The following is a 17,923-nucleotide window of genomic DNA, read 5'->3' as shown; positions in this document are numbered from 1 at the left end:
ACTCACATCCCGCGCTCCGAAAGGGCATCCTTTCGTCCTGACAAACCACAGCAGACGGCTTAGGTTTAAACCTGACCGCGCAGAGACGATCAAGCGGCCGAACCGCCCCGGGGACGGTTTTCAAGCGGGGGCCGCCGGAGTGGGATTGGCACTATCGGCCCTCGCACCGCTCACGCCGGCCACCGCAACGCCCCCTCCCCCGGGGGCGCACGACCGCGCCAAAAAGGCAACGTTGTATTTCCATAATTACCGCAGAAGGGCTAGTGCTGTTCGCCCCGAGCCAGGCCACGCAGCACGTACTGCAGGATGCCGCCGTTACGGAAGTAGTCCGCCTCACCGGGGGTGTCGATGCGCACAGTCGCCTCGAAGGTGACCTGCTCGCCGTCGGCGCGCCGAGCGGTGACGGTCACCGTGCGAGGGGTGAGGCCGTCGTTGAGGGCAGTCAGCCCAGTGATGGAGAAGGTCTCGGTGCCGTCCAGGCCGACCGAGGCCGCCGACTGGCCCGCCGGGAACTGCAGCGGGACCACGCCCATGCCGATCAGGTTCGAGCGGTGAATACGCTCGAAGGACTCGGCTATGACCGCCTTGACACCCAGCAGGGCCGTACCCTTGGCCGCCCAGTCGCGTGAGGAGCCGGAGCCGTACTCCTTGCCGCCCAGCACCACCAGCGGCACGCCCGCCTCCTGATAGGCCTGGGCAGCGTCGAAGATGGAGTCGGTCTGGCCGGTGAGGAAGTTGCGGGTGTATCCGCCCTCCACGCCGTCGAGCAGCTGGTTGCGCAGGCGGATGTTGGCGAAGGTGCCGCGGATCATCACCTCGTGGTTGCCGCGACGCGAGCCATAGGAGTTGAAGTCCTTGCGGGCCACGCCGCGGGCGGCCAGGTAGCGGCCAGCCGGGGAGTCGGCCTTAATGGCGCCGGCCGGGGAGATGTGGTCGGTGGTCACCGAGTCGCCCAGCAGGGCTAGCACGCGGGCACCGGACACATCCTCCACCGGGGTCAGCTCCATGGTTAGGCCATCGAAGAAGGGGGCCTTGCGCACGTAGGTGGAGTCCTCATCCCAGGTGAAGGTCTCTCCCTCGGGAGTGTCCAAGCCCTGCCAGCGCGCGTCGCCGGCGAAGACGTCGGCGTAGTCGCGGGTGTACATCTCCCGGTCAATGGTGGCGTCGATGACGGCCTGCACCTCGGTGGGGTCGGGCCAGATGTCGGCCAGGAACACGTCCCGGCCCTCGCCGTCTTGCCCCAGCGGCTGCGTGGCGAAGTCGAAGTCCATGGTGCCGGCCAGGGCGTAGGCGATCACCAGTGGCGGGGAGGCCAGGTAGTTCATCTTCACGTCGGGGTTGATGCGCCCCTCGAAGTTGCGGTTGCCCGACAGCACCGAGACGACCGCCAGGTCAGCGTCGTTGACGGCGGCCGAGACCTCGGCGGGCAGCGGCCCGGAGTTACCGATGCAGGTGGCGCAGCCGTAGCCGACCAAGTTGAAGCCGAGCTCGTTCAGCGCGGGCCACAGCCCGGCCTTCTCGTAGTAGTCGGTAACCACCTGGGAGCCGGGGGCGGTGGAGGTCTTCACCCACGGCTTGGAGCGCAGCCCCTTGGCGACGGCGTTGCGGGCGAGCAGCCCGGCTGCCACCATCACCGAGGGATTGGAGGTGTTGGTGCAGGAGGTGATCGAAGCGATGGCCACGTGCCCGTGGTCCAGGGCCACCTGCGTGCCGTCCGCGAGGGTGACCGGCGTGGGCTTGTGGGGCTCGGCAGCGTAGGTGGGCAGGGCCTGCGCGAAGGCGGCTTTCGCACCGGACAGCTCGATGCGGTCCTGGGGCCGCTTGGGGCCGGCGATGGAGGGCACCACGGTGGACAGGTCCAGCTCCAGGTACTCGGAGTAGGTCGCCTGCCGGGACGGGTCGTGCCACAGGCCCTGCGCCTTGGTGTACTCCTCAACCAGGCGGATGTTTTCCTCGGAGCGGCCGGTCAGGCGCAGGTAGTCCAGGGTGACGTCGTCAATGGGGAAAATGGCTGCGGTGGAGCCGAACTCGGGGCTCATATTGCCGATGGTGGCGCGGTTGGCCAGCGGCACCGCGGCCACTCCCTCGCCGTAGAACTCCACGATCTTGCCGACCACCCCGTGGGCGCGCAGCATCTGGGTGATGGTGAGCACCACATCGGTGGCGGTGGCGCCGGCGGGGATGGAACCGGAGAGCTTGAAGCCGACCACGCGTGGGATCAGCATGGATACGGGCTGGCCGAGCATGGCGGCTTCCGCCTCGATGCCGCCCACGCCCCAGCCGAGCACGCCCAGGCCGTTGACCATGGTGGTGTGGGAGTCGGTGCCCACACAGGTGTCCGGGTAGGCCTGAGTGACGGGGGCGCCGTCGGCCCCGGTGGCCTGGCGGGTGAAGACGGTACGGGCCAGGTACTCGATGTTGACCTGGTGCACAATGCCGGTGCCCGGCGGGACCACGCGGAAGTTCGCCAGCGCGCCCTGGCCCCAGCGTAGGAACTGGTAGCGCTCGGCGTTGCGCTCGTACTCGCGCTCCTTGTTGCGTTCCAGGGAGCTGGACAGGCCGAAGGAGTCGATCTGCACAGAGTGGTCAATGACCATCTCCGCGGGGGCCAGCGGGTTGATGACCTCCGGATCACCGCCCAGCTCCGCCACGGCCTCACGCATCGTAGCCAGGTCAACGATGCAGGGCACCCCGGTGAAGTCCTGCATGACCACTCGCGCCGGGGTGAACTGGATCTCGGTGTCCGGCTCGGCGGCGGGATCCCAGGAGGCGAGCGCACGCACGTGGTCGGCGGTGACATTGGCGCCGTCCTCGGTACGCAGCAGGTTCTCCGCCAGGACCTTCAGGGCGTAGGGCAGGCGCTCTAAGCCGTCGACGGCGTCGAGCCGGAAGATCTCGTAGGCACGCCCGTCCACGTCGAGGGTGGCGCGGGAGCGGAAGCTGTCAAGACTCGTCAAGTTCGTTCCTGTTCGTCCTGGTGCGCGGTGACGCACGGGTTGCGCTCGTGTGGGTAATGGCCGCCGCCACGGTAGTCGACGGGCCGGCATCCGGCACAAATACGGCTCCGACCGTCTCACCGAGGCCGCGGCATACGCCACGCTCCCCTCACGAAAAGGTGGCGTCGGCCAGGTTGGCGGTGCTCAGCCGCGCTCCAGCACCGCGATGGTCTCGAAGTGATGGGTGTGAGGGAACATGTCCAATGCGCTCATGGCAACCGGTGGGTATCCGAGGGCCAGGAAGACACCCAGGTCGCGAGCCAGTGCGGCCGGGTCGCAGGCGACCAGCACCACCCGCCGCGGATTCAAGGCGGCCACGGCCTGGATTATTCCCCGGCCGGCACCCCGCCGCGGCGGGTCGAGTACAACCACGTCGGCGCCGCCGTGTCCGCCGCGAGCATCCACGTCGAAGCGTCCCAGACTAGAGACCGCCGCGGGGGTGACTCGTCCGGCGGACAGTTCTACCCCGGTGTAATCGTGAAGGGTGCGGCGGGCGTCGCCAACAGCCCGAGCATCTCCCTCCAGCGAACGCACCGCACCGGTCAACGCCGCCAGGGGCAGGGTGAACAATCCGGCTCCGGAGTACAGCTCCAGTACGCGTAGGTTGCCGGTACGGTCGGGGTCCAGCGGCGCATCTGCGGGGCGGGTGCCGGAGGCGGTTGGCGTCTGGGCGAGAGCGGCACGCACCACCCGGTCGACCAGCACGCTCGGCGCCTGGCGGTGGGCCTGCCAGAAGCCGTCGGCGTGCACGGAGTAGTGCAGCTCGCCCAGGCCCAGGCCGGAGGCGTCCACCACCTCGCCTACGCGCCTGCGGCCCGTGGAACGCCCGGATGCGGTAAGCACAGTGGGTTCCCGCCCGGTGTCGCCGGGATTGTCCAGCAGGACCAGCGGATCCCCTTCTGAAGGGGCCACCGCGTCCACGCGCATTCCGGGACGGAAGTGCTTACGCCACAGGGAGCGTTCGGTCAAGCCGAGGTCCTGGATGGCGCGTACCGCCAGGGGCAGGGTGCGCACGGGCAGGACGGCGCCGGAGCGGAAGCCGTGCATGCCGGCCTCGCCGGCCTCGGTGACGGTCAGGGACACGCGGGTGCGAGTGCCGGTGCCGGCACGTGCACGCACTCGTGGATCGGGGTCGGTCTCGGCGGCCGCCTCACCCGGCATGGGCTCTATCGACACGGCGCCGCCGGTGACGCCGGGCAGGGCGGATACCGCGTCGACTACGTCGCTGCCGCCGATGCGGCGCAGGCAGTCCGCCAGCACCCATCGCTTCCAGGTGCGCTGAGCCGGCAGGGCCACATGGGAGAGTTCGCCGCCTCCCACTCCCCCGGGGCCGGCCTCCTTCCAGCTGGGCCGCACTCTGTCAGGTGAGGCGGAAAGGATCTCGACGGCGTCGGCCCGCCAAATCTTGGCGTTCTTCTCCGTCATCACCGCCCGCACGGTCTCCCCGGGCAGGGCGTGGCGAACAAAGACGATGCGCCCAGAGGGCTCATCGGCGGGACGAGCCACGCAGTGGCCGCCGTGGGCGGGAGCACCGACGGTGAGGGTGATGTACTCCGGCGTGGCGGGCGCGAGGGCCGGCGGCCGGGGTGTGGCGTTGCGGCGGTGGGGACTCATGCATTCTCCTGGGGCGTCGTACGGAGGTGTGGGTGGTCGCTGGTCGCTTGCGCGGCTTGGGCGGTGGGCGGAGGCGTGCGGTTGGCACCGTCGGTGTCTGTGATGCCCCGCGGTGCGGTGATTCGAAGACCTTGGTGGATGTAGGTCTGGCCGGGAAGACCCAGCCGCCAAGGCACCGAGGCCACCACGACGCCGGGGGTCAGCAGCAGCGCGGCCTTCAGGGGCAGGGCCGTCCGGTTGTGCAGGGCCCGCTGCCACCAGTGCCGCACCAGGTACTCGGGCAGGAAGACGACCACTAGATCGCGGGGCGACTCGCGGCGCAAACTGCGCACATAGGACACGATGGGCCCGGTGACATCACGGTACGGGGAGTCCAGTATGGTCAAGGGCACCGGCAGTTCGGCGTGCTCCCAGTCATCCAGCAGTCCTTGTGCGACACCGTCGCCGGTGTCAACGGTTACGGCCTCAATGGACCGCGGTTGTGTTGACAGGGCGTAGGTCAACGCGCGCAGGGCGGGCCGGTGCAGGCGGGAGACCAGGACGATGGCGTGCACGTGTGCGGGTGCAGGCAGCGCGTCGGACGAGTCGTCAATTGCGACCTGATCGCCGAAGCGCCGATAGTGGCTGTGGATGCCGGTCATCACCAGGTAGAGCAGCGCGATGACCGCCACGGCGATCCAGACGCCGCGAGTGAACTCGGTCAGCAGGACGATCACCAGCACGGCACCGGTCCCGACCACGCCCATGCCGTTGATGAGGCGGGAACGGCGCATTCGGCGGCGGCCGACCGGATCGGTGGCAGTGGACAGCTGCCGGTTCCAGTGCCGCAGCATTCCCATCTGGGACAGGGTGAAGCAGATGAACACGCCCACGATGTACAGCTGGATCAGTCGGTTGGTGTTGGCTTGAAAACCGACGATGAAGGCGATGGCGCCGACCCACAGCACCATGGCGCCCCTGGCGTCTGGCTGATCGCCGCGCTTGGACGGGCGGCGGGGCAGGAACTCCTTGCCGCTGAGCGTGCCGGTAAGCACCGGCAAACCTTTGAAGGCGGAGCGGGCCGCCATTACCAGGATCAGGCCGGTGGTCAAGGTGACCAGATAGAACATGGGCGGAAAGCCCACGAACACGGCCGCGGCGACCTGGCCGATCACCGGGTACTGGTGGTAGTCCTCGCCCAGCGGCGCGCCGGCGTCGAGTAGATCGGTGGCGGGGTTGTCGACCATATGCACGCCGACGGCGCCGGCCAGATGCACCACGCCGATGAGCATGACGGCGGCGATCACACCGAGCAGCAGCAGGGTGGTGGCGGCATTGCTAGCTTTGGGTCGCTGGAAGCTGGGCACCCCGCCGGGGATGGCCTCCACGCCGGTCAGGGCGGCGCAACCGCAGGACCATGCGCGCAGAACCAGGAAAGCGCCAGCCAGTCCCGTCAGCCCCTGGTCCCAGCCTGATTGAGCAACCACCTCGTAGGCCGCGGAGGGTGCCCGTCCGAGAGTGCCGGTAAGCTCCTGAAAGGCGCCCACCACGGCCATGACCCCGATGGCCCCCATGTACAGGTATGCGGGCAGGGCAGCGCCACGGCCTGGCCCGCGGCTAGCACGCAGATTCATCAGCGTCAGCACGGTGACAATGCCGACGGCGATCTCCACCCTGTGAGTGGCCAGGGCGGGTACAGCGGCGACCAGGTAGCCGGCGGCGGAGGAGATGGAGACGGCAACTGTGAGTACGAAGTCACTGATCAGGGCCGAGGCGACCATGAGTCCCGCCCGTTGGCCGAGATTCTTGGATACCACCTCGTAGTCGCCCCCGCCGGAGGGGTAGGCGTGGATGGTCTGCCGGTAGGAGGCGACCACGAGCAGAAGTACGCCGGCAACGGCCAGGGCCACCCAGGGCGACACGGCGGTGGCGGCCAGGCCAGCCACCGCCAGGGTGAGAAGGATCTCGTCGGGGGCGTAGGCGACGGAGGACAGGACGTCGGCTCCGAGCACCGGTAGGGCGATCCGTTTGGGGAGAGGGGTCCGCCCCGCGGCCCGGCTGGGAACCGAGCGGCCGACGAGGAGCCGCTTGACGCGGTCGGCGAAGTCACGCACGAACCACGATGCTACGTCCGCCTCCGGCCTGGGCCAAGCCTCACGCCCGCCACCGAGGGAGTACCGTTCTTCCCGTGCACTTCGTCATCATGGGCTGCGGCCGGGTGGGGGCCTCCATGGCCTCTCAGCTGGACCACATGGGTCATTCGGTGGCCGTCATCGACCAGAACTCTGACGCGTTCCGGCGACTGCCGGCCACGTTCAACGGGCGTAAGGTCAAGGGCATCGGTTTTGACCGGGACGCGTTGGAGCAGGCGGGCATAGACGAGGCCTACGCCTTCGCAGCCGTTTCCAACGGTGACAATTCCAACGTGATCGCCGCGCGCGTGGCGCGGGAGCTGTTCGGCGTCGAACATGTGGTCGCCCGTATCTATGACCCCACTCGCGCCGACGTCTACGAACGGCTCGGCATCCCCACCGTGGCGACGGTGCGGCAGACGGCCGAGCACATGATGCGGCGTCTGCTGCCGGGCGGTGGGGCGCAGGAGTTCATGGATCCGTCGGGCGCGGCGGGACTAATCCAGCCGGACATGTCCTCGGCATGGGTTGGCACCACGATCGGCTCGCTGGAGGAACAGCTCGCGGTGCGGGTGGCCTGGTTGTCACGCGGGTCGGGAGTGGTCATCCCGCAGGCGAGTACCGTCATTCAGGAGCATGACCGACTGCATCTGGCCGCCTCCACGCAGCAGTTGTCGGCCGTTCAGCGCGCCCTGTCCCGCCCACCCGTCCAGGAGGTTTGAACATGAAGATCCTCATTGCGGGAGCAGGCTCGGTGGGACGCTCCATAGCCCGCGAACTGATCAGCCACGGACACACCGTCACCCTGGTGGACCGTGCTCCAGACGCCATGCGCATCGCTTCTGTTCCGGAAGCGGACTGGCAGTTGGCCGATGCTTGTGACGTGGGCTCACTGGCGGAGGCGGGCGCAGGCGACTGTGACGTGGTCGTCTCCGCCACCGGCGACGACAAGGTCAATCTGGTCGTCTCCCTGCTGGCTAAAACCGAATACGGGGTGCCGCGCACGGTGGCGCGGGTGAACAACCCGAAGAACGAGTGGCTGTTTGACGACACCTGGGGCGTGGATGTGGCCGTCTCCACCCCGCGCATCATGACGGCTCTGGTGGAGGAGGCCGTTAGCGTCGGCTCGCTGGTCCCCGTATTTACCTTCCACCAGTCCGCAGTGTTCATGCACGAGTTGACACTGCCGGACGACTCCCCCGTGATCGGCGAGCCGGTCGCTGAGGTGGATCTGCCGCCACACACACTTCTGGCCGCGATTCTGCGAGACTCCAGACCGATTCGGCCCGGCCGTGACGACAGGTTCGAGCGGGGCGATGAGCTGCTCTTCCTCACCGTGCAGGCCGGTGAGGCGGCGCTGAGTGAGATTCCGGCGATCTTCACAGGGGTTGCCGGGCCGCACGAGCCTAAGACCCCGGACGCGGGACCGGAGTCGGCCTGAGCACTGGGTTGACCACCTGCCATACAAACCACAGGGTCAGGGCGAACAGAGGCACGCCGAGCGCGAGCCGGGCCAGGCCGAGTGCACCTACGGCGGCCTCGCCAGCCAGGTACAAGGGCAGTTCTACTGTCAGCCGCAGTAAGAACATACCTGCCAGGATACCGGTTCCGACCCCGTAGCGGCGTCGTGCCTGCGGAGAGTCGGAATGCCCGTCGCCCGATGCCGTGCGCCAGATCCGGACGAACAGTCCTACCAAGGGTCGGCGCAGCAGCAGTGAGCCGCCGGTGACCGCCAGCCAGACGGCATTGATCACCAGACCCGTGGCATAGAAATTCGTGGCACTTCCTGAACGCCACGCCCACAGGGCACTGACGAGTGCCGCCGCCACACCGCCGAGCACCTGAGTCAGCGGCTGGCGAGCGCTCAGTCGGATCGCCAGGGCGGCGGCACTGACCGTCAAGGAGGCGAGCAGCGCGGCCGCCAGGTCTTGAGGACGCAGGGCAAGCACACACACGAACATGAGTGTGGGAGCAATTGACTCCAGGACGCCCCGCCAGCCGCCGACGGCCGCCGCGGCGTCGAAGCGATCGGCGTTAATGGTGCCGAGCCCGCTGTGGACGGGCGAGACGCCGGATCCGGACTGCTCGCTCATGGTGCCTCCCCGAGGATCTCGTAAAAAGGGTTGTAAATGCAGGGACGGGAGCGACCGGCCACCACCATGCCCTCGGCCCGAAGGCAGACACCCGGTCGTATGCCGGCGATCGCGCGTCTCCCCATCCAGATCAGGTCCACCACGCCGGTGCCGTCGTCGAGCTGACCGACCAACACCGGCTTGGCGGAGGCGGGTCGGTACGTGACGGCACGCAACACACCGGACACGTGGGCGCGTCTGCGCGGAATCAGATCCTTGACGGGGACGGCGTGCCGCCTCATCGCACCTCGGCGATGGTGGGGCCAGGCCGCAACGGGTCCAGGCCGGGCAGTTCCTCGGCCGCGGGGGCCGTGGTCACGCCGGGGGCGTGTAGCGGCAGGATCTCGCGGGGAGGACGGGCGGCACCGTCGCGCACCACAACGGTGTTGGCGAAGATCTCGCGCAGGGGACGGGCGGCGTCGGCGTCGGTTGCGGCGCGTCCCTGAAGTACGCCTCGCAGGAACCACCGTGGCCCGTCGACGCCGATGAAGCGGGCGGCCATGGTCGCACCGCGCCCTTCCGGAGTGCGCACCGGCACCTGGGCGAGAATCTCGACGCCGTGGTCACCATCGACGATCTCGTAAGTGGCCTTGGCACGAGTCAACTCGGCGGTGATGTCGCCGCGCAGGTCATCCCAGATGCCAGCGGTACGCGGCGCCGCGAAGGCGCGCAGCTCCAGTGTAGAACCGCCCAGGATCAGGACGGCGGCCGATGCCTCGGCGTCCCGGCCGGCCCGTTCCATACGGATCTGCATGCCGTCAACCGCGGGCACCCGCAGGGAGCCCAGGTCAACACGCCCCGCGGCTGCGGTGTCGGCAGGGACGGCATCGGCGTCCCAGGGGCCGGTCGCAGGCGCCTGCGGATCCTGCTGATCCGTCTCTTCGGCTTGGACGTCGTCACGGTTGCGTCGGGAGAACAGGCCCATGAGTCCGTCCTCCTATCAACCGGCGCAGTCCGTGCACACCGGCAGGCCGGTGGCATCGTCAACATACGCAAGGGAGCTGCGGTGGTGTACCAGGAAGCATTCCGAGCAGGTGAACTCGTCCTCCAACTGCGGGACGACGTGCACACTCAACTCCTCTCGGGACAGGTCGGCCCCGGGGAGTTCGAAGCCCTCGGCGACTTCGTTCTCATCCTCCTCAATCGCCTCCGAGGACTGATCCTTCTGACGAGCGGTGAGCTCCTCAATGGAATCGGCTTCGGGCTCGTCGTCGTTCTTGCGCGGGGCGTCGTAGTCGGTTGCCATGGCCTCGTCACTTTCTGTTGTGGACGGCTCTCGCTGGAGCTCTCGGGCAGCGACGGACGCTGCCGGGAACGGCCACGCACCCATCGGTGAACGATCGGTGAACGCGTGCCGCCCCTCTGAGCTAGGGCACGCGCACCATAGCACCACGCAGGCGCGGCGGGAACCGGCTGACCAGGCCGTACGCAGCGGCTATGGGCGAACAGGTCGCGAGCCTCTCACGTGCCACGCGGCCTCGCCTCCCCGATACGGGGCGGCTTAGGTGGCACGCTGAGACATGTGTCGGCTCGCCCGTCTCGTGCCGCACAGGGAACTGTAAGGAGGCCCGCGCCAATGATCGAGTTAGAGCTGTTGGGCGCCAACGGCGACACCATCGTCATGACCGACTCACGCGGTGAGCGCTACAGCATCGTGGTTGATGACGCGCTGCGGGCCGCCGTGAGACGTGCGCGCCCCGCGGCTCTGGCTCCGACCTCGCCTCCGCCCGTTCCCGGCCAGGCCGTCCGTCCTCGGGAGCTGCAGGCCCTTATGCGCGCCGGCGCCAGCGCCGAGGAGGTGGCCTCAGCCACCGGCCTTGATGTGGAGCATGTGCGCCGTTTCGAGGGGCCGGTCATCGCCGAGCGGCTGTGGGCGGTGCAGCAGGCCCAGGCCTGCCGGATTGGCTGGGAGAAGGACTCCCCCGTGCTGGGCGAGCTGGCGGTCGACCGGCTGGCCACACGCGGTGTTGAGCCGACAAGCCTCGAATGGGATGCCCTGCGGGAGGGCCGCGAGCCGTGGCAGATCGTGTTGACCTTCGTGCAGGGCGCTCAGGCCAAGCGCGCGCACTGGGAGCTGGATCTGACGGCCCGCTCCGTATCCGCTCTCGACGACGAGGCCCGGTGGCTGACGGAGGCTGGCGGTGCGCGCCGCCCCACCGTCTTTGACCAGGACTCCGCCGCGCCCGGAGCCGCGTCCCCGACCTCGCCGCCGTCGGCGCGCACTCCCGCCACGGCCTCCGAACCGCCGGACACGCCTGCGTCCGCAGTCGACATCACCGACGCGCTCTTGGCGGACTTGGCCTCCAACCGTGGGCGTCGGATCGAGACGCAGGCGCCCACCGAGGAGGACACTGCCCCACCGGACACCGGAAATACGCGGGCCGACACTCCCACACAGGGGCAGGCGCAGGTGGTGTCCATGTCTGAACGCCGTCGCGCTCACACCGGCAACCACCCTGCCGGCAGCCGCCTGCGGACCACGCCCACATCCGCTCCTGAGCAGGAGGACCGCTCGGAGGCCTCCGCCGCCCAGGAGGCATTGCCGGACATGCCCGCCGCGCCCGCCCCCAAGCCCAAACGACGCGCCCGGCGCTCGGTGCCCTCATGGGATGAGATCGTCTTCGGCGCCAAGCCGGAATAGCGGTGCACCGCGTATTTGTCCGGCGGGCGCACCCGTCAAGCCCGGGCCACCAACAGTGGCACCATCATCTCGGCCTCCGTAAGAGAACCGTGCACGCCCGGCATGGCCATCGCACTGTCGGAGTGGACACGCGGGTCAACCACCACCCAATTGTCGGCCATGGCAACCAGCACATCCCCCAGGACGCTTTCGGTGCGCTCCCCCACCGGCCCGAGTAGGGCGGTCGCCTCCCTGCCGGTGCCGACCCACAGGGCACGCTCACCCAACACCGTCCGCCATCGGTCGGCCACCGCCGCGGCGAGCTCGGGATCCGAATGCGGCACGTACAACTGGCTGAAGCGCGGCTCCCCGGCGACGGCGACGACGTCGCGAGACAGCTCGGGGTTGTCGGTCAGGTTCAGACGGCGAGCAGGTTCGGTGTCAACCATGCCGTGATCAGCGGTGAGCAGTACGCGGGTACCGGCGGGCACGCGCCGCAGCAGCTCCGCCATTGTGGAATCCAGGCGCTCGAGCTGAAGCAGCCAGTGCTCCGAGCGCCATCCATGCCTGTGGCCGGCGTGGTCCAGTTCGCCGACATACAGATAAACCAGCGGCACACCGCGTCGCAGGGCACCGGCGGCCAGCTCGGGCCGTTCCTCCATCCGATCGGCGCCCAGGTGAGGGGCGCCCCGCAGCGCCGCCTCGGTAAGGCCCGATCCGGCGAATCGCTTCGGTCCGATGGTTACGGCCGGTGGCACTGTCACAGCGGAACGTGGACCCGCGGTGAGCCGTTCAAACACCGTGGGCACGTCCTGCCAGTGACGCGGGTCGGGAGCTTTGCCCTCCCAGGTGATCAAGCTCAGGTTGTTCTCGGCGGCGGGGACTGTTCCAACCGGGAGCTTACGAGCCAACCGGGGGTTTAGAACACAGTATCCAACCATACCGGTGGCGCCAGGAAGGGCCCCTGTGCCCAGTGTGGTCAGGGCGGCGGCTGTCGTGGATGGCACGCAGGTGCGGGCGACGCCGCTCCCGGAAGTGGATTCGGCGTCAGACAGCAGACGCCGCAGCGTGGGTGCGTGTCCTCGGCGCTCCTGCAGTAGTTGCAGTCCCAGTCCGTCCACCAGCACGACTACGATCCCAGATGAGTCCTGCGCACCGCCGTCGCTAAGCAGTCCCCAGGCTCCGGCCGCCCGCTGCGCCTCGGCGGCGGTGACCGCCTCCGCCGGGCCTGCGCGCAGCGTCAACCCGGCGCCGACGGCGGCCGCCGCCAGGACCACGCGCAGGTGGGCGACGGTCATATGCGTGCCGCCGCTCGGGCGGTGGCCGCGGACAGGACGCGAGCGAAGTTCTCCGCCCGGGCCAGAGCCGCGTCGCCCTCCACCCCGGCGGCAACACGTACCACAATGTCGTCCGGAACGGACACGCCGGTCAGACCGTGGTCGGCCTGGCAATCGGGGTCCGCGCAGCTGGCGGGCTCGAGGTCTATGCGGCGCACGGAGCCCCATGACAGGGCGATGGTCATCTCCGTCAGGCGCCCGCCGTCGGCCGCCGGCTCACTGACCCCGCGCGTCAGGCCCACCGACCTGATCCGGGAGATGGGAACGGCCTCGCTGGTCGCCAGGGCCCCGGGCAGACCGTCCTCGCGGGGAGCGTCATCCACATGGACGATGATCAGCCGAGTGCCGGTCAGAGCCAGCACCGTCAGGTGCCGGTGGACGGCATCGTCGAAAACGGTTTCCGCCTGAACGAGGTCCACGAGCACCTCCTCCCCCGCAACAGCGGCGTCCAGTGTGCCTAGCACCAGCTCCGGGTAGTAGCCGGCGCGGGTGACCTCGTCGGCCAGGGACGTCGGGGTGGGGACCTCGTCCCCCGGGCGAGCCTGCGCAGTCCACGTCATGGGGCAGATCATGCCATCCTTCCGGTCACCCCGGGTGTCGTTGCCCCATCGGCGAAGCGACGAGACACAATGCGACCATGCCGAAGTCCGCACCACCGACACCCCCGCCCACCGACCATCTCATCGTGGAGCAAGACCTGCCCACGGAGATGCGTACCTCCTTCCTGGAGTACGCCTACTCGGTCATTTACGCGCGGGCCCTTCCGGACGCTCGGGACGGCCTGAAGCCGGTCCAGCGGCGCATCCTGTTCCAAATGGATCGGATGGGGCTGCGCCCGGACCGTCCGCATGTGAAGTCCTCCCGCGTGGTCGGCGACGTCATGGGGCGGCTGCACCCGCACGGGGATGTCGCCATCTACGAGGCGCTGGTGCGGCTGGCCCAGCCCTTCACCATGCGGTTGCCGCTGGTGGACGGGCACGGCAACTTCGGTTCCCTGGACGACGGCCCCGCCGCTCCTCGTTACACGGAGGCGCGTCTGGCCGCCCCCGCCCTGGCATTGACGGCGGATATCGACGAGGACACGGTCGACTTCACCCCGAATTACGACTACACCCTTACCGAACCTGAGGTGCTGCCGGCCTCCTTCCCTAACCTGTTGGTGAACGGGGCCTCCGGCATTGCGGTGGGCATGGCCACGAATATGCCGCCGCACAACCTGATCGAGGTGGTAGCGGCGGCCCGGCACCTGCTGGCACATCCGGATGCCACCCTGGAGGACTTGATGTCCTACGTGCCCGGACCGGATCTGCCGGCCGGCGGCATGATTGTGGGCCTGGACGGCATCCGCGAGGCCTACCGCACCGGGCGCGGCAAATTCTCCACGCGCGCCACCGCCCGCATCGAGAACATCACCGCCCGCAAGAAGGGCATTGTGGTCACCGAGCTGCCCTACCTGGTGGGACCGGAGAAGGTGATAGCCCGCATTAAGGAGACCGTGGCCTCCAAGAAGCTGCAGGGCATCACCGACGTGGCGGACCTGACGGACCGCAAGCACGGCACGCGCTTGGTGATCGGGGTGAAGAACGGCTACAACCCAGAGGCGGTGCTGGCCCAGCTGTACCGGTACACGCCTTTGGAGGACTCCTTCGGCATCAACAATGTGTGCCTGGTGGACGGTCAGCCGCGCACCCTCGGTCTGCGCGAGTTGCTGGACGTGTTCGTCCGCCACCGCCTGACGGTGGTGGAGCGCCGCACCCGCTTCCGCCTGGGCAAGCGGCGCGAGCGCCAGCACCTGGTGGAGGGCCTGCTGATCGCGATCCTGGATATCGACGAGGTCATCCAGGTAATCCGTTCCAGCGAGGATGCCGCTACGGCCCGTCGGCGGCTGATGCAGGTTTTCGACCTGTCCGAGCCGCAGGCCAACTACATTCTGGAACTGCAGCTGCGGCGCCTGACGAAGTTCTCCGTGATCGAGCTGGAGAAGGAGCGCGACGAGCTGGCGGCGGAGATCGCCGAGCTGGAGGCGATCCTGAATGACGAGTCACTGCTGCGGGACACAGTGTCCAGGGAACTGGGAGCAGTGGCGCAGGAGTTCGGCACGCCGCGGCGCACGGTGCTGTTGGAGGCGGCGGGCACGGGCGCGGGGGCTCTCAACGGCGGTGTGGGCGCGCCCGGCGGCACCGGAGCCTCGCAGGACAGACGGCGGGCCGCGGAGGTGAGTTTACGCGCCGGGAACGGTGAGGTGCCGTTGACGGTTCCGGACGATCCCTGCCAGGTGCTGCTGTCGGCCACCGGCCTGGTGGCCCGCGTGAGCGGGGCGGAGCCGGTGCCGCGCTCGGGCGGCCGGCAGCGCCATGACGCGCTTACCTCTCAGGTGGCGACTACGGCGCGCGGGCACGTCGGCGCAGTCACCGATACGGGTCGGCTGGTGCGCATGGAGGTGCTGTCCGCCCCGGAGGTGCCGCGCCTGGAAGGGGCGCCGTCGCTTGCCGGCGGTCAGCCCGCACAGCTGCTGGCCGATATCGAGCCGGACGAGCAGATCGTGGGACTGGTGCCGATCGGGTCTTGCGGTGCTGACTGCGCCACGCCGATTGTGCTGGCCACGGCAGCTGGCGTGATCAAGCGCGTCAAGCCGGGCAGTGAGCCCAAGAACGGCGACGCCTGGGAGATCATCTCCCTGGCCGAGGGCGACCGCGTGGTTTTCGCCGGGGTAGCGGCAGACTCCGACATACTGGTGTTGGTGACCTCCGATGCTCGCCTGTTGCGCTTCGAGGCGGCCAAGGTGCGTCCGCAGGGACGCGGCGCCAGCGGCATGGCGGGGGTGGCACTGCGCGAGGGGGCCCGGGTGGTCACCGCGGCGGCGGTACCTGACGACCTGCTGGCCGAGGCCGTGGTGGTCACGGTGGCAGACGGTACGGGGGCTCTGCCCGGCACGGGCTCGGGCAGTGTGAAGGTCACGCCCTTGGATCGGTACCCGGCCAAGGGGCGGGCAACCGGCGGGGTGCGCGCCCAGCGCTTCCTGCGCGGCGAGAACGAACTGGTATTCGCCTGGGTGGGAGTCGGACCGGCCCGAGCCGTGGGCAGTGGCGGCCAGCCGGTCGACCTGCCGGCGGCCGATGAGCGCAGGGACGCCTCGGGCACGCCCCTGCCCGCACCCATAACCGGGATCGGCTAAGGCATGTCATGTAAGTCGGGGTGATGTAGGCGTGGTGCCCGGGCCAAGTCAAGATGAGCCTCACAGGCTCTCGGGGCTACGCAACCAATCGGCGTCGGCCGCGCGCAGCCCCGTGTAGCCGCGGTCGCGCACGTGCGCAGCGGCGAGAATGCCGATCACAGTAGAGGGGTTATGCAATAGCCCCCGCATAACCGCGTCCACGGCCTCATCCAGGCGCACCCAGGTGGGCTTGAACTCGGCCTCTTCGGCCTCCCGGGGGATCCGCTCCTCCTCCGGCAGGAGCGTCAGCTCGCGGGCGAGGAAGGTGCGCGCCCCCTCGGTGGTGAACCCGGGTGAGGCGTAGGAGTCGACCAGCACGTCCCAGCGCGCCGCGATGTAGTCCGTCTCCTCAGCAAGTTCACGCTGCGCCGCTGCCAACGGCAGCTCCCCCGGAACATCCAACAGGCCGGCCGGGATCTCCCACAACATCGCCCGCACCGGATGACGGTACTGGCGAACCATGAGAATCTCGGCTGCCGCGTCGGCCTGCGAGGAGTCGTCGCCCTCCCGCAGCGCCACGATATTCACGGCGTCATGGTGCACCACCGTCTGGCGACGCACCGGGGAGAATCCCTCCGTCAGAACAATCGCATCATCGTCGACCGCGAATATCGGTCCCTCCCAGACGCGCTCATGACTGACCACCGAGCGCGTAAGTTCATGGACATCCCTCAAATCGTGCCGACTCAGCTCATTCACGGTTTTCTCCTCCGGTTGATACAGGTATCGGCAATAGTCAACGATGAGCGACAACCGCGTCCAGTTGGACAGCCAGATCGGCATTGTCCGGCAAAAGTGTCGCGGCCTGGCGAGCACGCCGCTGGGCCTCCTCCCGGGCCCGGGCATCCGTGAGCAACCGGTAAATCGCCTCGGCCAGCGCCTGTGGCTGTGGAGGTACCAGGGTGGCACCCCCACGAGCGGTTGCGGCGGTGCCACCCACATCGGTCGCGACAATCGCGGCTCCCGCCTGTAGCGCCTCCTGTAGCGCGATTGGCTGCCCCTCCCAAAGGCTGGTCTGCACGACCACGTCGGCCGCGCCCATGAGCGCCGGCACGTCCTCACGCCGCCCCAGCAGATTGACCGGCAGGGCATCGGCCCGGATACGTGCCTCGGCGGCGTCCAGCCCGGGTCCCTGGCCGGCAACCGCCCAGGACAGGCCAGCACTCGGCCCCGAATCGGTAGCGGCATGCGCAACCAGCAGCGCAGCGGTGTCCAGAAGCAGGTCCAGGCCCTTCTGGGGTGCCAGGCGAGCAACCGTCAGAATCCGTGTGGATGCTCCCCTCCACGCAGACTCAACCGATGAGGCACGCGGCGCCAGATCCTGGTTACTTCGCCGTGGAGCAGGTATCACGGCCAGATCCACCGTATCGGCTCCGCGGCTGCGTTGACGCTCGGCTATATCCGGGCTGACGGCCAACACATGATCGGCACGCGCAGCCACCAGTCCCTCCAGCCTATCCCCAAAGGCAGTGGTAAGACGTCCGCCCACCGGCTGATTGTGAATAGTCACCACCAGGCGAGTGCGTCCAGGTCGGCGTGCACCCAAGGCGAGGGCTGCCAGGGCGCCGGCGCGCAGACCGTGGGCGTGAATGACGTCGGCGCGGCGCCCGAGCCGCCGCAGACGGGCGAGGACGGCGCCGTCGCCGGGGCCGGGACGGGAGCCGATCGAAAGCACCTCGGTGCGGGCACGCCCGAAGTCGGCTTCCGCGATGACATCGGATGGCGCCTCCACGATCACGTCATGTCCCCCGTCGGCCAGTATCCGAGCGCACTCGGCCACATGCGCACGCATACCGCCGACGGCACTGCCCGACACCTCCAGGATGCGCAGCCGGTCCGCCTGCACCTGCGCGCCGGCAGGCGCTGAAGTTTCAGCCGGTGACGGGATCATCTCATCTC

Annotated in this window: 15 protein-coding genes; 4 read left to right on the top strand and 11 right to left on the bottom strand. The window is 68.8% G+C overall.

All coding sequences use genetic code 11. The features are described from left to right. Nucleotides 1-260 precede the first annotated feature (260 nt). The 3 genes from acnA to CWT10_RS06940 form a co-directional block, all read right to left on the bottom strand. On the bottom strand, nt 261-2,957 hold the full coding sequence (gene acnA / locus CWT10_RS06950; protein ID WP_103062080.1) for an aconitate hydratase AcnA: 2,697 nt from the start codon (nt 2,955-2,957) through the stop codon (nt 261-263). A gap of 183 nt (nt 2,958-3,140) precedes the next feature. Then, nucleotides 3,141-4,610, bottom strand: coding sequence for a class I SAM-dependent RNA methyltransferase (locus CWT10_RS06945; protein WP_103062081.1), 1,470 nt, complete (start codon nt 4,608-4,610; stop codon nt 3,141-3,143). Next, nucleotides 4,607-6,703, bottom strand: a complete 2,097-nt coding sequence (locus tag CWT10_RS06940) for an APC family permease (protein WP_103062082.1) — start codon at nt 6,701-6,703, stop codon at nt 4,607-4,609. Before CWT10_RS06940 ends, CWT10_RS06945 begins: the two co-directional genes overlap by 4 nt. A gap of 74 nt (nt 6,704-6,777) precedes the next feature. Between CWT10_RS06940 and CWT10_RS06935 the strand changes: the two genes are divergently transcribed. Together CWT10_RS06935 and CWT10_RS06930 are read left to right on the top strand one after the other, a co-directional pair. Beyond that, nucleotides 6,778-7,443 carry a potassium channel family protein gene (locus CWT10_RS06935; protein ID WP_103062083.1) on the top strand — a complete coding sequence of 222 codons (666 nt, stop codon included), beginning with the start codon at nt 6,778-6,780 and terminating at the stop codon, nt 7,441-7,443. Between the two features lie 2 nt (nt 7,444-7,445). Then, entirely contained in the window at nt 7,446-8,162 is a 717-nt protein-coding gene (locus tag CWT10_RS06930) for a potassium channel family protein (RefSeq protein WP_103062084.1), read from the top strand. On the opposite strand, the gene CWT10_RS06925 is transcribed toward CWT10_RS06930, so the two are convergent. The 4 genes from CWT10_RS06925 to CWT10_RS06910 are packed head-to-tail and all read right to left on the bottom strand — an operon-like array spanning nt 8,128 to nt 10,099. Beyond that, entirely contained in the window at nt 8,128-8,814 is a 687-nt protein-coding gene (locus CWT10_RS06925; protein ID WP_103062085.1) for a DUF3159 domain-containing protein, read from the bottom strand. The two genes, CWT10_RS06930 and CWT10_RS06925, sit on opposite strands and share 35 nt — an antisense overlap. Then, complete coding sequence (locus CWT10_RS06920; protein WP_416171685.1) at nt 8,811-9,095, bottom strand: nucleotide-binding protein; 285 nt, start codon at nt 9,093-9,095, stop codon at nt 8,811-8,813. Before CWT10_RS06920 ends, CWT10_RS06925 begins: the two co-directional genes overlap by 4 nt. Beyond that, complete coding sequence (locus CWT10_RS06915; protein ID WP_103062086.1) at nt 9,092-9,778, bottom strand: DUF3710 domain-containing protein; 687 nt, start codon at nt 9,776-9,778, stop codon at nt 9,092-9,094. The genes CWT10_RS06920 and CWT10_RS06915 overlap by 4 nt, the downstream gene beginning before the upstream one ends. Before the next feature lie 15 nt (nt 9,779-9,793). Then, complete coding sequence (locus tag CWT10_RS06910; RefSeq protein ID WP_103062087.1) at nt 9,794-10,099, bottom strand: DUF4193 domain-containing protein; 306 nt, start codon at nt 10,097-10,099, stop codon at nt 9,794-9,796. A gap of 330 nt (nt 10,100-10,429) precedes the next feature. On the opposite strand from CWT10_RS06910, the gene sepH reads away from it, so the two are divergent. Beyond that, nucleotides 10,430-11,494 carry a septation protein SepH gene (gene sepH, locus CWT10_RS06905; RefSeq protein WP_103062088.1) on the top strand — a complete coding sequence of 355 codons (1,065 nt, stop codon included), beginning with the start codon at nt 10,430-10,432 and terminating at the stop codon, nt 11,492-11,494. Between the two features lie 35 nt (nt 11,495-11,529). Here sepH and CWT10_RS06900 read toward each other — a convergent pair whose 3' ends face one another. Further along, nucleotides 11,530-12,771: an alkaline phosphatase family protein gene (locus CWT10_RS06900; protein WP_103062089.1), complete on the bottom strand. Its 1,242-nt coding sequence runs from the start codon at nt 12,769-12,771 to the stop codon at nt 11,530-11,532. Further along, the gene (locus CWT10_RS06895; RefSeq protein ID WP_103062102.1) at nt 12,768-13,370 is read right to left on the bottom strand and encodes a DUF5998 family protein; all 603 of its coding nucleotides are present in this window, start codon (nt 13,368-13,370) and stop codon (nt 12,768-12,770) included. The genes CWT10_RS06900 and CWT10_RS06895 overlap by 4 nt, the downstream gene beginning before the upstream one ends. 77 nt (nt 13,371-13,447) lie before the next feature. On the opposite strand from CWT10_RS06895, the gene CWT10_RS06890 reads away from it, so the two are divergent. Continuing rightward, complete coding sequence (locus CWT10_RS06890) at nt 13,448-15,985, top strand: DNA gyrase/topoisomerase IV subunit A (RefSeq protein ID WP_103062090.1); 2,538 nt, start codon at nt 13,448-13,450, stop codon at nt 15,983-15,985. 60 nt (nt 15,986-16,045) lie between these two features. Here the strand turns inward: CWT10_RS06890 and CWT10_RS06885 are convergent, their stop codons facing one another. Together CWT10_RS06885 and CWT10_RS06880 are read right to left on the bottom strand one after the other, a co-directional pair. Next, nucleotides 16,046-16,714, bottom strand: a complete 669-nt coding sequence (locus tag CWT10_RS06885) for an NUDIX domain-containing protein (RefSeq protein WP_416171687.1) — start codon at nt 16,712-16,714, stop codon at nt 16,046-16,048. Nucleotides 16,715-16,760: 46 nt separating this feature from the next. Then, the gene (locus tag CWT10_RS06880; RefSeq protein ID WP_103062092.1) at nt 16,761-17,915 is read right to left on the bottom strand and encodes a glycosyltransferase family 4 protein; all 1,155 of its coding nucleotides are present in this window, start codon (nt 17,913-17,915) and stop codon (nt 16,761-16,763) included. Between the last annotated feature and the right edge of the window lie 8 nt (nt 17,916-17,923).

This window comes from Actinomyces qiguomingii, assembly GCF_004102025.1.
Lineage (GTDB): Bacteria > Actinomycetota > Actinomycetes > Actinomycetales > Actinomycetaceae > Actinomyces > Actinomyces qiguomingii.
This window is presented reverse-complemented; position numbering and strand designations above follow the sequence as displayed.

Excerpts from the sequence above, each read along its gene's own strand:
- CWT10_RS06945 (WP_103062081.1), bottom strand. The coding sequence starts at position 4,610 with ATGAGTCCCCACCGCCGCAACGCCACACCCCGGCCGCCGGCCCTCGCG.
- CWT10_RS06930 (WP_103062084.1), top strand. The coding sequence starts at position 7,446 with ATGAAGATCCTCATTGCGGGAGCAGGCTCGGTGGGACGCTCCATAGCC.
- CWT10_RS06925 (WP_103062085.1), bottom strand. The coding sequence starts at position 8,814 with ATGAGCGAGCAGTCCGGATCCGGCGTCTCGCCCGTCCACAGCGGGCTC.
- CWT10_RS06920 (WP_416171685.1), bottom strand. The coding sequence starts at position 9,095 with ATGAGGCGGCACGCCGTCCCCGTCAAGGATCTGATTCCGCGCAGACGC.
- CWT10_RS06915 (WP_103062086.1), bottom strand. The coding sequence starts at position 9,778 with ATGGGCCTGTTCTCCCGACGCAACCGTGACGACGTCCAAGCCGAAGAG.
- CWT10_RS06910 (WP_103062087.1), bottom strand. The coding sequence starts at position 10,099 with ATGGCAACCGACTACGACGCCCCGCGCAAGAACGACGACGAGCCCGAA.
- sepH (WP_103062088.1), top strand. The coding sequence starts at position 10,430 with ATGATCGAGTTAGAGCTGTTGGGCGCCAACGGCGACACCATCGTCATG.
- CWT10_RS06900 (WP_103062089.1), bottom strand. The coding sequence starts at position 12,771 with ATGACCGTCGCCCACCTGCGCGTGGTCCTGGCGGCGGCCGCCGTCGGC.
- CWT10_RS06895 (WP_103062102.1), bottom strand. The coding sequence starts at position 13,370 with ATGACGTGGACTGCGCAGGCTCGCCCGGGGGACGAGGTCCCCACCCCG.
- CWT10_RS06890 (WP_103062090.1), top strand. The coding sequence starts at position 13,448 with ATGCCGAAGTCCGCACCACCGACACCCCCGCCCACCGACCATCTCATC.
- CWT10_RS06880 (WP_103062092.1), bottom strand. The coding sequence starts at position 17,915 with ATGATCCCGTCACCGGCTGAAACTTCAGCGCCTGCCGGCGCGCAGGTG.